Below are 12765 nucleotides of genomic sequence, written 5' to 3' on the forward strand. Positions count from 1 at the left end.
TGGCTCGAGGTGCCTAGCTGGTGCGCTCGAGCCAGTCGCTGATCAGTGCGTACGACGCGTCAACGGACGGGTGCAGCATCATGTTGTGGCCGGTACGTGGAAACGTCTTGACCGTCAGCGACTCGGCGCTGGAGTAGTAGGGCGCTTCGTTCCGATAGACCGCACGGTCACTGGCGCAGTTCAACAACAGCCCACAGAACAACGCGTCTTCCTGGCCCACCGTCACCAACACGGGCACGCGTACGCGGTTGGTGCTGTTGAGCGGAGGTGGCAGTTTGTTCGCCAACGCCGAGGTGAGCAGCGTGAGTTCGGTGGTGACATCCTTGTGCGCTTCGTCGTACCTGATCACTGCCGGGTCGGCGTTCTTGGCGGAGTAGAACATGAACGCGCGCGTCCCCGGCAGGGTCGTCATCCACCCGGGGTCGAGCGTCGTGCCGGCGAACTTCGAGTCGAGGAGTGCCGGATAGAAGTCGACGAACGTGCCGGCTCCACCAAGGCCCACGCCAGTGCCGTGCAACATGCCGGTGACCACGAGCCGGTCGATGTCGTCGTACCTCGCCGCCTCCTCGATGGCGACCAGACCACCGATGGAATGCGAGACGAGGTTGACAGTCTGATAGTCACGAGACCTGAGCCAGCTGATGAGTTGGTGCAGCACATAGGCGTCGGAGGAGACGGTCACGCCCGTGCTCAGGGGACGGTCACTCGCGCCGGTGCCCGGCCGGTCGAACGCGAAGGTCGCACGCCCGTCAGCCGTCGCCCGCCTCACGTAGGAATACTTGCGCGCGTACTGCGCCCAGTCCCAGTAGCTGCTGTTGTAGCTTCCGCCGTGGACCAGCACATCAACCGCGCTTTTACCCGGCGACCACCGGGTCGGCACGCACAGGGTGCCCGAGATCTTCACGGTCGCGGATCGTCCGGGGGCGATCGCGACCTTGCGCTGGACGGCGTGGCAGGACGCGCCCGCCCGCTCAGCGTCAGCAGTGTCCGCGCTGGCCAGTGTCGGCATGGACAAGCCGGCTGCGAGCAGGCCAACCACGGCTGTCCGGATCGCGGAGCGCAGGATCATGGACGAACCTTACGCTACGCATGCGGCCTATCACCGGAAGGTCTCATATGTGCGACTCATCCAGGCCCCGGCCGACGCCGGACCAGCGCCCTCTCGACACCCACCAGTCGTCCCGGACCGGCCCGGCACGGCGGTGACAGTTGATCAACTCGCGGATATAGTGGGCCCGGAATGGAAGGGCCGATCAGCTTGGTTTCGACCCTCACGCGCCAACTTCCTTTTGCCGCGAGTTCCGGGGACCTTTATGACTGAGGAACCACAGCATGACTGAGGAACCAGCCATACCCCTGCCGTATCGGCGAGACCGCGTTTGCCCGTTCGACCCCGCACCGGAGCTCAACCAGCTGCGCGTCGAGCTACCCGTGAGCCGGGTTGAGCTGCCAAGCGGGGTTTGCGTCTGGCTGGTGACTCGGTACGCCGACGCCCGCCAGGTTCTGGGCGACACACGTTTCAGCAATGCGGCCACGCCGCCATGGTTGCTCCGGCTGCCGACTGTCAAGGGCAGCGACGAAGCGGCGGCGACCGAGCCCGGAAGCTTCATTGGTTTCGATCCACCCGAACACACGAAGTTCCGGCGGATGCTTGCCGGTGAGTTCACGGTGAAGCGGATCAGCCAGCTCCGCCCCCGAGTCGAAGCCATCGTGTCCGAGCATCTTGACGCGATGGAGCAGACTGGCCCGCCGGTTGATCTGGTGTCGGCGTTCGCGTTTCCGATACCCGCGCTGGTGATCTGCGAGTTGCTCGGCGTGCCGTACGAAGACCGAAGTGAGTTCCGCCGGCTCAGCAATCTCATCCTCGACCTGACCCAACCCCGTGACCAGCTCCGCCTTGCGTTCAAGGAGCTGCACGTCTATCTCGCCACCCTCATCGCCCGTCAACGCCAGCAGCCCGACGACGGGATGCTCGGAATGCTCATCCGGGAGTACGGCGACGAGATTTCCGACGCCGAGATCGCGGGGATCGGCCGGCTCCTTCTCTTCGCGGGGCACGAGACCACGGCCAGCATGCTCGCACTGGGCACCGCCCTGCTGCTGAGGCATTCCGAGCAGGCGGCCAGGCTTCGTGACAACCCCGACCTGACAGCTCCGGCGATCGAAGAACTCCTGCGCTACCTCACGATCGCCCAGAGCGCGGTGATCCGCACCGCCACCGAAGACCTGCAGATCGGCGACCAGCCCGTCCAGACCGGCGACTACGTCATGGTCTCGCTGCAGTCAGCCAACCGCGACGACGAGCTCTACGACGACCCACAGCGGTTCGACGTCACCCGCAAACCCCAGTCCCACGTGGCGTTCGGCCACGGCATCCACCACTGCATCGGCGCGCCCCTTGCCCGCATGGAGATGCAGGCCGCGTTCCCAGCCCTGCTTCGACGTTTCCCGTCCTTGCGGCTCGCCGCGCCGTTCGAGGAGCTCTCGTTCCGCACGCTGACGACGGTGTACGGCGTCTCTGAGCTGCCCGTGGCCTGGTAGGCAAGAGCCCTGTTCCCAGGGGCTCTTGCCTAGTAGATAAGAGCCCGTACCTAGGGCTTGCGCGCGACCCCGGCGTAGAGCGCCCGCGACGCGTCGTCATCCGCGAGTTCGGGGTCTTCGGCACCCCACAGACCGCCGAACGTGACCCCTGGCTTCGCACCCTCGTAGGGCGGCAACAACTCCAGGCCCTCGAAGAAGCGCTCCACCTCCGCTTTCCCTCGCGGGTAGAGCTGCTCGTTGGCGTTCTGGTAAAGGGTTGTCGCCCGGTCCACCACCTCGGGCGTCTGCTTGTCGTACGTACCCTGTGACAGCACCAGGTAGCTTCCCGACGAGAGCTTGTCGAGGCACCGGGCGACCAGTCGCCACGGGTCGGACTTGTCAGAAACGAAATGGACGACGGCCGTCATGAGGAGGCCCACGGGTTCGGAGAAGTCGATCAGCTGGCGCAACTCAGGGTTGCTGAAAACGCTGTCGGAGTCGCGAAGGTCACCGGGAATGAAGACAGTGCCGTCCACGCCCTGCAGGAGCTTCGTGGCTTGCTCCGCGACCATGGGGTCGTTGTCGACGTACACCACTCGCGCGGCTGGGTTGATGGCCTGAACCACCTCGTGGGTGTTGTTCTGGGTGGGCAGGCCCGAGCCGATGTCAAGGAACTGCGAGATGCCAAGCTCAGAGGTCAGCCACCGTGCCGCACGCTGGTGAAACCCGCGGTTGCACCACGCCCAGTCTTCCAGCTCAGGGAACAGGAGCTTGATCTGCTCGGCTGCCTGCCGGTCGATCTCGCGGTGGTTACTCCCACCAAGGAGATAGTCGTAGATACGCGCGACGCTCATCGTGCGACTGTTGTCAGCAGGTGCCTTCTCTGTTTCGAACACCGCGTCTCCTGGCAAACGACCGTAGTTTTGGACAGAACGAGCATGACGCGCAGGACCAATACATGCGCATCGAGACGGAAGCTGAGATGTCACCGGGCTTCAGGAAGCCGTATCCCCCGACTTCGACGTGCGATGACCTGGCGGGACCTCCGTCCACTGCGATCGGAGTATGACGAGATCGACAACAAACAATCGGTACATTATCGACCCGGTATGGGTGTCACAAGTCTGGGCCACAACCAGCGTCCGTCGGCCTGTGCGGCGAGGGCTGGCGGCGCGTCGTACCGCGCTGGGGAGCGGCGTGAGCGTGGTCGGGTTCGACAGCTGAAGGACGCTGGATCCTGACACCTATGTGATGGTCGGGCCTACACTTCGGCGCATGCGGATAGGCGAGCTGGCCCGGCTAACGGGCGTCAGTGTGCGGTCGCTGCGCTACTACGAGGAGCAGTCACTCCTGCGGCCAGAGCGCCATCCGAACGGCTACCGCAGCTTCTCCGAGAGCGATGTCGAGCGGGTCGCCCAGATCCAGCTGCTGTTCGCCTCGGGCCTCAACAGCCGCTGCATCGCTGACCTGCTGCCCTGCATGTGTGGCAGTGGTACGGACGAGTTCACCACGCCGGCGCCGTACCTCGTCGACGGGCTGCTTCCGGTACGGGAACGGATCGTCGCGCAGATCACGGCGTTGACGGCATCGCTGCAGACCCTCGACCGGGTCATCGCCGCTGCCCGCGGGCCCTCCCCGCAGGGTTGAGGGGTTCTGCGGCCCTCGGGCGGAGTCGGTCCTCGGCGCTACCAGAGGTCGCCCGCGCGCCAGTCGCAGGTCAGGTCGCCGGCGAGGTCGAGCGGGACCGAGCCGGGAAGGACGTAGATGGACCCGTCCTCCTCCTGAGTGCGCGTGATGCCGGTCGGTGTCAGCGCGTACGTCGGCCCTGTCCAGAGCTTCCAGCCCCGAGCGGCGTACAACCTCGCGGCCTCGTCCGTGGCGCCGAGCCCACCCAGGTCGTAGGCGCCCCGGATCACGCGTTCCAGCTCCGCCATCATGGCCCAGCCGTGTCCGCGACCGCGCTGGTCAGCGCGTACGCCGACCCCCTCGACGTAGCCGGTACGCAGCGTGCGGCCGTTGTGCAGCAGCTGGCGCTGGACCACCGACGCGTGCCCGACCAGCTCCTCGCCCTCCCACGCCAGCGCGTGGATTCCGCCGAGGGAGTGATCCCAGTCATCGTCGGTCAGGTCGCCCTCGAAGACCTCGGCGAGGAGAGCGCGAGCCGCCTTACGGGTGGCATCGTCCAGGTCGGCGGTATGCATTGTGCGTAGCTCCGTCACACCCGCCATCCTCACACCATTCTTGGCGTGGGGCACTCACCCTGGCGAACCGCGCCGGTGTGACCGCCTCCGCGCGAGGTTCGCGAGTGCGACCGTGACCCAGGAGAACACCACGAAGCCGATCAGGATGGCGACAAGATGGATCGCCACGCTGGGGTAGCCGCCGTTGGCTGGGTCGAGGAACGGGTAGGGGTACCACCCGTCGACCTCGCCTCGGACGAGGGTGAACAGCGCCCAGATCAGCGGGCCGATCAGCCAGCGGAGCCCCAGCCGGAAGGTGAGGCGGCGGGTGGGCGGGTCGACCAGCCAGTCGATGAGTAGGTAGACGGGCAGGATCTTGTGGACGACCGTGTCGACCCACGGGAGGGCAACCTGCAGCTCAGCGCTGGACAGGAGCACCATCACGACCACGAACGTGACCGCCAGATAGACCACCGCGGCGCCGCGGAGGAGGTCGAGGGTCGCTGAGCGGGTGGTTCGCGCTCGCGGGCTGAGGGCGAGGACGAGCAGGAGCCCCGCCCCGAACAAGTTGCTGAGGATCGTGAAGAACGCGAAGTACCTCGTCGGGTCGAACGTACCGTTGTCGAGGTTGGTGACCAGCTGGACGCCGATCGCGACCAGCACCAGAAGCGCGACCAGCAGCCGAACGATCGCGAGCACCCGGCGCTTCACCACGGCCGTGATCATAGCGTGGCCAACCGATCACTCTCCCGACATGAGCCCGGCCGCGGCCACTCAGGGGAAGTACTGTCGCCACACCCGTACGTCTGCGACAAGCCGCGGAAGCGCCTCGATGTCAGCCATCGCGCGTGCGTCCGCCGTGCCTGGATCGACGCTTGCCGGGCGAGCGTCTCCGAGTGAAACCCGAATGCGTTGCGAGATCTTGGCCAGCCGCATACCGGCGTACCTCGCGAGTAGCCCTTCGACGGGCCGCACCTGGTGCCCGCCAGCCTGGCCATAGGCGCCGGCGGCCCGGCGTACGAGCGTAGGGTCTGGCGCCTTGCGGCCCAGCATGGCGAAGCTGGCGAACACGTGCGCCGCCTCCAGCGGTGCACTGTCGGGTCCGGCGACATCCCAGTCAATGAGAACGGGACGCCATCGCCCTCGACCCGACGGCGTCATCAGGACGTTCCATGGCTCGACGTCGCGGTGGGTCCGCACATGTGGCCCGGTGTCCCGGAACACCTCGACCACCTGGCGGGAGAGCGAGCGGACGACTTCAAGCTGGCGGTCGAGAGCAGGTGCCCAGATCAGGCCTCCATCCCGGCCTCGGTCGAGCCACTCGGACCACTGCGCGAGCGAGACGGGCGGCGACTGGTTGTACCACCAAGGGGGTTCGGGCGCCTCCGACAGCGGCGGCTCGAGTTGATGGATGCGTGCGAGCGTGTCGCCCAGCCATTCGCTGAGGTCATCCTCGGGCTCGAGTGGCCGGTGGTCGAGGTACGGGTAAGCCCGGAAGACGCCGTGGCCATCGATGTGTGTCGCCGCTCCAAACTGAGGGGACCGCGGTGTCACCGGTCGCGGAGAATCGATGCCGGCGTCAAGGGCCCGTTGCTCCAGCGCCATCGCGCACTCGAGCGCCGGCTGCCAGGGAACGCCGGGCCCCTTCCAGAATCGCTTCACGAGTACGGACCCCGAGGTTGTGTCCAGTCGCCAGGTCTCCTGACTCACGTGCCGGACGGGAACCATCGGCCCGATCGGACGGCCGAGGTCGAAAGCATCGGCGACCAGACCAGCCAAGGTGGCGGAATCAGCGGTGGTCGATATGCATGAGCGATCGGGCACGGCGTTCCCTTCAGCGCGCAAGCGGATCCCGTGGACACGGCCCTTCAGGACAATATGACTAGTCAAGTCGGCCATATCGTACGCCATCTCGCTGTACCCTTGCCCGGCCCTTGCCAGCGCGACGGGACGGGCGCATCAGGGGCGAGTGCCGGCCCAGGACCTCGCGCGTTCCAACACTCGCTGGACCGTGTCCGCCTTCGCCGCGGAGTAGGCGCGCAGGCAGCCCGTCTGCTCGACCGCGGACCGCTTGGCGTTCGCATATTCGAGGGCGGCACTGGGATCCGCCCGGAGGAAATCGCGGAACACCAGGTTGTCCCGCCAGAGGACGGCGTTCAACTCAACGACATGGACGTTGGACCAAGGCGGTGACGTACGCCGCCGTAGGTACTCCCGTCCCGGAGGGCTGTGCTCGCGAAGATACTCGTACCCTGCGACTTCGCTGAGTCGATGCGCGACTTCGCTGCGTTCGCTCTCGGGACAGCCAACCATCAGGTCGATGACCGGCTTTGCCGCCAGGCCAGGCACCGCGGTCGACCCGATGTGCTCGACAGTGCCAGATGCCAGCCCCAGCAGCGCACAGACCTCCGCGCGCAACCTCTGCCCGTGGGACAACCAGTCGTCTTGTGAGGGAACGACCTCGATCGGCTCGTCGACGTGGCTCATTCTCTTCATCCTCTGCATCATGCCCATCGTCGGAGCCGCTCCGCCATAGTCTGCGGATATGACCGCCACCCCGCCGCGCGCGACGATCTCGCGGGAGTTCCTCGATGCCGCCAGAACGCATTACGGGCTGACGCCGGACTCCGCTCCGCGCGAACTCGGCGAGTCGTTCAATCTCAACGTCCTTGTACGGAACGGCAAGCGCGACCTCGTGGTCCGGGTGTATCGGCAATGGATGACGGTCGCCCGGCTGGAAGCGGTGCAACACATCCGGCGTTTCCTGCATGAACGTGGCTTGCCGTTCGCGCGGACCTGCCCCACCGTCGACGGCCGTCCGTGGTGCGAAGCCGCTGGACACCTTGTCGAGGCGGAGGAGTTCGTGGGCTCCGACACCTATATGGACACCGCGGAACACATCCGGATCGGACTTGCCCTCCTCGGGCGGATCCACAGCGAGCTACGAAGGGCGCCGGCAAGCCCAGCCGCCGCCACGCCGCCACACGCCAACCATGTCGAGGCGATGCACCTGGTTGGTGCCGTCGCCGCAGGTCTTGCGGTAGTACGGCAACGGACGTTGGCAGGTGCGGAGACGAGGTACGCCGCTCAGGCGGAGGCGCTGGCGAGGCGCCTGGAGGAGGTCGAGAGCCCCTTCGCAAAGCTTCTGCCGCGTCAACTCGTCCACGGCGACTACTGGGACGACAATGTGCGGTTTTCCGGCGACCGCGTTGTGTTGGTGACAGACCTTGATTTCATGGGCTGGCGTCCCCGTATTGACGATCTTGCGTTGACTCTCTTCTATACCAACGAACGCCTCGGCCGCCAGGACACGTCACCGAGCCGATTCGCCCAACTCCGCACGCTCGTCGACGGTTACGACGCCTCTCTGGACGTGCCGTTGTCAATCACCGAACGCCAGGCACTTCCGTACGCCATCGCGCGTACCCCTCTCTGCTTCATCGCCCAACTCGCCGATGATGCTGGGGTACCAGACCAGGCGGATCGGCTGCACCAGCGCGGGCCGGCATTCGAGTGGGCGCTCGACATGATCAGTACGCCGGAGTGGCGGACGGCATTCCTGTGAGGTAAAGCCAGCACGCCGTACGAAACGGATGTGGGGGCGCGCTCCGGCCCCCACATCCGTGACGCTGCTCAGGCCGCGAGCGACTCCCTCTTCCGCTGGCCGCCCTCACCAGTGACGGGCTTCGGTCGGCGCATGAGGACGAGGGTGAGGACGCCGCCGAGGGCGGCGACCACGCCCGCTCCGACGAACGCGGCCTGGAAGCCCTCGGTGAGCCGCGGGATGTTCCCGAGTTCGGCGGCTCCCCGCGAGGTTGCGATCGCCGTCATGACGGCGAGTCCCAGCGCCGAACCCACCTGGTAGGTGGTGTTGACGATGCCGGACGCCAGCCCGCTCTCCTCCGGACGCGCACCGCCAATGGCCGACATCATCGCCGGGATGTAGGCCAGTGACATTCCAACCGCGGCGACCAGTGACGCCGGGAGTACGTCGGTGGCGAAGGAGCCGTCCGCGCGTACGAGGGACAGGCTCAGGACACCGGCGGCCAGCACGAGGAGTCCGAGGACGATGAGCGGCTTTGCCCCGAACCGGCCCAGCAGTCGAGCCGTGATGCCAATCATGAAGATCATGATCGCGATGGTCATCGGCACCAGGGCGGCGCCGCTGGCGAAGGCGCCGTAGCCGAGCACCTGCTGCAGGTAGAGGTTCAGGATGTACCACATCGGGATCCAGGCCGCGCCCAGCAGAGCCATCGCGATGTTGCCGGTCGCGAGCCCCGGCGTCTTCCAGATACCGAGCGGCATCAGAGGTTCACGGACCGCACGCTGGATGAGCAGGAACCCCACCAGGAGTGCCAGCGCCAGACCCGCCTGCCAGACCGTCGTACCCCAACCCTGTTCGGGTGCGCGGGCGATGGCGTAGACGGCCAGGGCGATGCCCGCGGTGACCGCGATCGCGCCCAGAATGTCGACGGAGCCCCGCCTTCCCTGGGTCGCAGGCAACAGACGCGGCACCGCGACGAGCGTGGCCAGTCCGATCGGGATGTAGACGATGAACACCCAGGGCCAGCTGAGGTACTCCGTGATCACGCCGCCCAGGAAAACACCGGCGGTCCCGCCGGCTGGTGCGGCCGCACCGTACAACGCCATCGCCTTGCCCAGCTCACGGGGATTCTGCCCGAAGAGCATCATGAGCAGGGTCATCGAGGCGGGTGCGATCAACGCACCGCCGACGCCCTGGATCCCGCGGCCGAGAATCTCGACCCACGCGTTCCCGGCCGCCGCGGCCACCACCGAGCCGGCGATCAGGATGACCCAGCCGGCGGTGAAGACCCGCCGTGCTCCGAGCAGGTCAGACAAGCGACCGCCAAGCAGCAGCAGGCCGCCGAACGCGATGACGTACGCGTTGAACACCCACTGCAGGCTGCCTTGCGAAAAGCCGAGGTCACGCTGCATGTCTGGCAGCGCGACACCAATGATGGAGGTGTCCATGATGACCATGAACTGCGCGGCGGCGAGCACTATCAGGGCCCACCACCGGCGTGGATCAGCGGCGTTCATGCCGTCCTCCTACTTCCTCGCACTCTCGTCGGTGGAGAATGCGATCGAGGGTTGGGTGAGATGTCGAACGGTGAGATGTCGAAATCGAACCGACCCCACAGGTGGGCGTGCAGGCCAATGCACGCCCACCGTTTGCGTTGTGGAGCCTGTCCGGCAGCTTTCGTGTATGGAGTCCCTTGATCCACGTAATACCAGGTAGGGGTATGAGCGAGTCCAGACCATAACATACCCCTAGGGGGTTATAGATGGAGGTCTGTCGGCAGACGCCCGCCAGCTCACCGACCAGAGGTGAGGGCGTACGTCGCTAGCGTCCTGTGGACGCCGCTAGGGGAGGGAGTACGCCACGGATCAGTCGAGCCAGCCGAGTTTCGCCGCGCGTACGCCGGCCTGGAAGCGGCTCTCCGCCCCCAGCATCGCGGTGAGTTCGCCGACCAGCCGGGTCACGGTCCGCGTCGACACACCCAGGCTGCGGGCGATCGCGTCGTCCTTCGCTCCGGTGGCCAACGCACGAAGCACGGCCCGCTGCTGCTCGGTTCGTAACGCGCCATCGGCCGACCGGGGTACGTCGCGAAGCTCCGACGCCGTCATCCAGCAGTAGTCGAAGATCGCCGCCAGCGACCTGGCGAGGCTCTGGCCGTGGATCAGCACGGCACCGGCCTGTAGATCGTCGGGATCGGCCTGGACGATCGCGATCTGCCGGTCGTACACGAGCATGCGAGTGGGGATGACCGGCGCCACCCGGACCTCGCCGCCGTCCTCCGCGCGGGCCCGGAGGTACTCCCGGAGCAACGGGTCGGACATCATGGTCTGCGCGTGCAACGTGCGTACCCGCACGCCCCTGGTGATGACCCGCTTGTTTCGTGCGGTGCCAATTTCCAGGGACTCTCGGGTCCAATTGGCCACCGGATGCATCGCCAGAGTCTCGTGCCTGGCCAGGTCCGCCAGTTCGTCGATGCGCTGCTGGAGCATGGGGCGGGAGTCACCGTGGTCGAAGTACTCGACCCGCACGTCGCTGTGCCCCTGGCGGGCGATGCTCAGGTAGTCGCGCGCGAGGGATGCCGCTCGTACCTGCTGCTCCACCAGGTGGTCAACCACCCGATGGGTCTCGCGCAGGCTCCGCGCCAGCGCGGCTCCCGCATCGACCGTGGTCTGCGTCGAGGGGTTCAGCAGCCCGAGCCGAAGCAGTTGATCGCGTGCTTCGTTCGCCTCGGTCGCGGTCACCTGGAGGCCGGCGGCCGCCTCGTCGAGCGACTCCCCGCGCTCGTGCATCCGCGCGTAGAGCCGCCGCGCCAGCTGATCGTCCCCCCTCTGAGCTGGGTTGATCACCGGACTACCGTGCCTTCCTCCCTCGACGACCGCTCGCTACCCCTCGCTACCCCTCGCTACCCCTCGCTACCCACAACGATCGCATGCCTCGATCCGCGCCCCGGCTCCAGGCGCCGCCTGGGGTGTCTGATTCCCGCCATTGCGTGCATCGGAAGGTTCGCGCACGGCCATATCCACTCCGGCCTGGGGCAGGCTTTCCACGACGGCGGAGTCGACGCCAGACCCACCGTCACGAAGCCAGTTAGGAGCGTCATGATCACGGTTGCCTACAGCCTTGTCACCTACCACGTCACCGACCTGTCCCCCGCGACCTGCGACCACTGCCTGACCGCCATCAGGACCGAACTCATTCAGGTGCCCGGCATCGTCGGCGTGGAGGTCGAGCCCGCCACCGGGAAGGTCAGCATCCTCACCGACGGTCCGGTGAGCGAGGACCTCGTCCGTACGGCGATCGACGCCGCGGGCTGCTCGGTCACCGACATCTGAATCCCGAGCAGGCGGTGGCTCGGGGCTGTGGTGAGTCCGGACGGTGTCCGTTCGATGACCGCGCCGGGTCCTAGTCCGGTCACGGCGTGGGACTCCACACTCGGAATACGAAAAGTGCCCCCGCCGCCGGACGAACGCGGCGGCGCTACCCGGACCCAGACATGGGCCGCGTACGTACCCGACACCGGCGTACCCGACGCAGCAGAAAGGACTCCGACGCGATGACTGACCGCACACCCGGCAACGGATCCACGTCAGGCGACTGCGATCCAGACACCAACATCATCCCGAACGGCAAGGTCGTCTCCGAGCCGTTGCGCAACCCCGCCGACCGCCAGCGCGGCTGGCTCAATCGGATGTCATAACGCCGTACGCGGAAAGGCGTAGAGGCGTAGAGGCGTAGAGGCGCCGCACGGTATCCCAGCACCGTTCCCCGGTCGATCTCTCCTCCGTGGGGCCTCGCTCACCCCCGGCGAGGCCCCACACCAACGTCGCGGTCACGCCGGCGACACAGTACTCCACACTCTCGGATCGCAACGTTCCTTGTAAATAAGGGCCTTAGCGGTCTCCTCAGGTTGCGAGCATGATCGTGATCGATTAGACTCGAACGTATGAGCGACGGCGATGGTGAGCGGATCTCACCACTCCCGCCCGGGTTTGCTGAGATGCTTCCCGGGCCGGAGTTGGTGGTGGCGTTCGCGGGCGTCGATCGGTCGGCGTGTAATGGGTTCGAGCTTGGGGTCCTGCTTCAGGCCGCGCGGAAGATCGCCTGTTGGGGCGAGTCTTTGAGTCTTGCTGTGACTGCTGTGTTGGCGCACTGCCTGCCCTGCTTCAAGGATGGTGAGGCGGAGCGGTCGTCTGTGCCGGAGCCGCGTGCGGCTGAGCTAATGGCGCCGATGTTGGGGTGGACCAACTACCGCAGTGATCAGTTCATGCTGATCGCGCTCGCCCTGTCTGACTTGCCGAACACCCGTGGCGCGTTGGAACGCGGCGAGCTTGAGTTCTCCGAGGTTAGGACGATCGTCGACCGGCTCACCCTCCTACCCCCAGCTGACCGCACAGCAGTGGATGAGGCGATCTTCCCCGAGGTGCTGAAACTGCGGGGCGGGCTGCTACGGCTCTACATCGAAGCCGAAATCATCAAGATCAACCCCGACGCAGCCAAAGAACGCCACAAGAAGGCCCGCGAAGA

The 12765-nt window shown here is 66.4% G+C and carries 13 protein-coding genes and 1 pseudogene; 6 read left to right on the plus strand and 8 right to left on the minus strand.

The annotated features are described in order from the left end of the window. Nucleotides 1–13: 13 nt before the first annotated feature. The gene (locus B141_RS0126050; RefSeq protein ID WP_020578129.1) at nt 14–1069 is read right to left on the minus strand and encodes an alpha/beta hydrolase; all 1056 of its coding nucleotides are present in this window, start codon (nt 1067–1069) and stop codon (nt 14–16) included. Nucleotides 1070–1332: 263 nt separating this feature from the next. Here B141_RS0126050 and B141_RS0126055 point away from each other — a divergent pair, with 263 nt between their 5' ends. After that, nucleotides 1333–2541 carry a cytochrome P450 gene (locus B141_RS0126055; protein WP_020578130.1) on the plus strand — a complete coding sequence of 403 codons (1209 nt, stop codon included), beginning with the start codon at nt 1333–1335 and terminating at the stop codon, nt 2539–2541. Nucleotides 2542–2591: 50 nt separating this feature from the next. On the opposite strand, the gene B141_RS0126060 is transcribed toward B141_RS0126055, so the two are convergent. Next, nucleotides 2592–3416 (minus strand): SAM-dependent methyltransferase, encoded by an 825-nt coding sequence (locus B141_RS0126060; protein WP_020578131.1) that lies wholly within the window; start codon nt 3414–3416, stop codon nt 2592–2594. Between the two features lie 379 nt (nt 3417–3795). Here B141_RS0126060 and B141_RS0126065 point away from each other — a divergent pair, with 379 nt between their 5' ends. Beyond that, complete coding sequence (locus tag B141_RS0126065) at nt 3796–4167, plus strand: MerR family transcriptional regulator (RefSeq protein ID WP_026257590.1); 372 nt, start codon at nt 3796–3798, stop codon at nt 4165–4167. A 38-nt stretch (nt 4168–4205) separates the two neighbouring features. Here the strand turns inward: B141_RS0126065 and B141_RS0126070 are convergent, their stop codons facing one another. The 4 genes from B141_RS0126070 to B141_RS46110 all read right to left on the minus strand — a co-directional run bounded on the left by B141_RS0126070 (nt 4206) and on the right by B141_RS46110 (nt 7187). Beyond that, a complete protein-coding gene (locus tag B141_RS0126070) occupies nt 4206–4721 on the minus strand; it encodes a GNAT family N-acetyltransferase (protein ID WP_020578133.1) in 516 nt (171 codons plus the stop codon). A 54-nt stretch (nt 4722–4775) separates the two neighbouring features. After that, nucleotides 4776–5414 carry a Pr6Pr family membrane protein gene (locus tag B141_RS42800; RefSeq protein ID WP_157181283.1) on the minus strand — a complete coding sequence of 213 codons (639 nt, stop codon included), beginning with the start codon at nt 5412–5414 and terminating at the stop codon, nt 4776–4778. 60 nt (nt 5415–5474) lie between these two features. Next, nucleotides 5475–6410, minus strand: a complete 936-nt coding sequence (locus B141_RS0126080) for a phosphotransferase (protein ID WP_157181284.1) — start codon at nt 6408–6410, stop codon at nt 5475–5477. Between the two features lie 249 nt (nt 6411–6659). After that, nucleotides 6660–7187, minus strand: a complete 528-nt coding sequence (locus B141_RS46110; protein WP_020578136.1) for a GrpB family protein — start codon at nt 7185–7187, stop codon at nt 6660–6662. Between the two features lie 58 nt (nt 7188–7245). On the opposite strand from B141_RS46110, the gene B141_RS0126090 reads away from it, so the two are divergent. Further along, entirely contained in the window at nt 7246–8265 is a 1020-nt protein-coding gene (locus B141_RS0126090) for a phosphotransferase enzyme family protein (protein WP_020578137.1), read from the plus strand. Between the two features lie 68 nt (nt 8266–8333). Here B141_RS0126090 and B141_RS0126095 read toward each other — a convergent pair whose 3' ends face one another. After that, complete coding sequence (locus tag B141_RS0126095; protein ID WP_020578138.1) at nt 8334–9761, minus strand: MFS transporter; 1428 nt, start codon at nt 9759–9761, stop codon at nt 8334–8336. A 348-nt stretch (nt 9762–10109) separates the two neighbouring features. Beyond that, nucleotides 10110–11087, minus strand: coding sequence for a helix-turn-helix domain-containing protein (locus B141_RS46115; RefSeq protein WP_020578139.1), 978 nt, complete (start codon nt 11085–11087; stop codon nt 10110–10112). A 252-nt stretch (nt 11088–11339) separates the two neighbouring features. On the opposite strand from B141_RS46115, the gene B141_RS0126105 reads away from it, so the two are divergent. The 3 genes and pseudogenes from B141_RS0126105 to B141_RS0126115 all read left to right on the plus strand — a co-directional run. Further along, entirely contained in the window at nt 11340–11573 is a 234-nt protein-coding gene (locus B141_RS0126105) for a heavy-metal-associated domain-containing protein (RefSeq protein WP_020578140.1), read from the plus strand. Nucleotides 11574–11794: 221 nt separating this feature from the next. Continuing rightward, entirely contained in the window at nt 11795–11938 is a 144-nt protein-coding gene (locus tag B141_RS49660) for a hypothetical protein (protein ID WP_020578141.1), read from the plus strand. Between the two features lie 246 nt (nt 11939–12184). Continuing rightward, nucleotides 12185–12765 (plus strand): annotated as a pseudogene (locus B141_RS0126115) (DUF222 domain-containing protein); the annotation flags it as partial.

The sequence above is a fragment of the Actinopolymorpha alba DSM 45243 genome, assembly GCF_000373925.1.
GTDB lineage: Bacteria > Actinomycetota > Actinomycetes > Propionibacteriales > Actinopolymorphaceae > Actinopolymorpha > Actinopolymorpha alba.

Bases quoted from the DNA above. Each gene is read 5' to 3' on its own strand.
- B141_RS0126065 (WP_026257590.1), top strand. From the start codon at position 3,796: ATGCGGATAGGCGAGCTGGCCCGGCTAACGGGCGTCAGTGTGCGGTCG.
- B141_RS0126090 (WP_020578137.1), top strand. From the start codon at position 7,246: ATGACCGCCACCCCGCCGCGCGCGACGATCTCGCGGGAGTTCCTCGAT.
- B141_RS0126050 (WP_020578129.1), bottom strand. From the start codon at position 1,069: ATGATCCTGCGCTCCGCGATCCGGACAGCCGTGGTTGGCCTGCTCGCA.
- B141_RS0126105 (WP_020578140.1), top strand. From the start codon at position 11,340: ATGATCACGGTTGCCTACAGCCTTGTCACCTACCACGTCACCGACCTG.
- B141_RS49660 (WP_020578141.1), top strand. From the start codon at position 11,795: ATGACTGACCGCACACCCGGCAACGGATCCACGTCAGGCGACTGCGAT.
- B141_RS46110 (WP_020578136.1), bottom strand. From the start codon at position 7,187: ATGAGCCACGTCGACGAGCCGATCGAGGTCGTTCCCTCACAAGACGAC.
- B141_RS0126070 (WP_020578133.1), bottom strand. From the start codon at position 4,721: ATGCATACCGCCGACCTGGACGATGCCACCCGTAAGGCGGCTCGCGCT.
- B141_RS0126055 (WP_020578130.1), top strand. From the start codon at position 1,333: ATGACTGAGGAACCAGCCATACCCCTGCCGTATCGGCGAGACCGCGTT.
- B141_RS0126095 (WP_020578138.1), bottom strand. From the start codon at position 9,761: ATGAACGCCGCTGATCCACGCCGGTGGTGGGCCCTGATAGTGCTCGCC.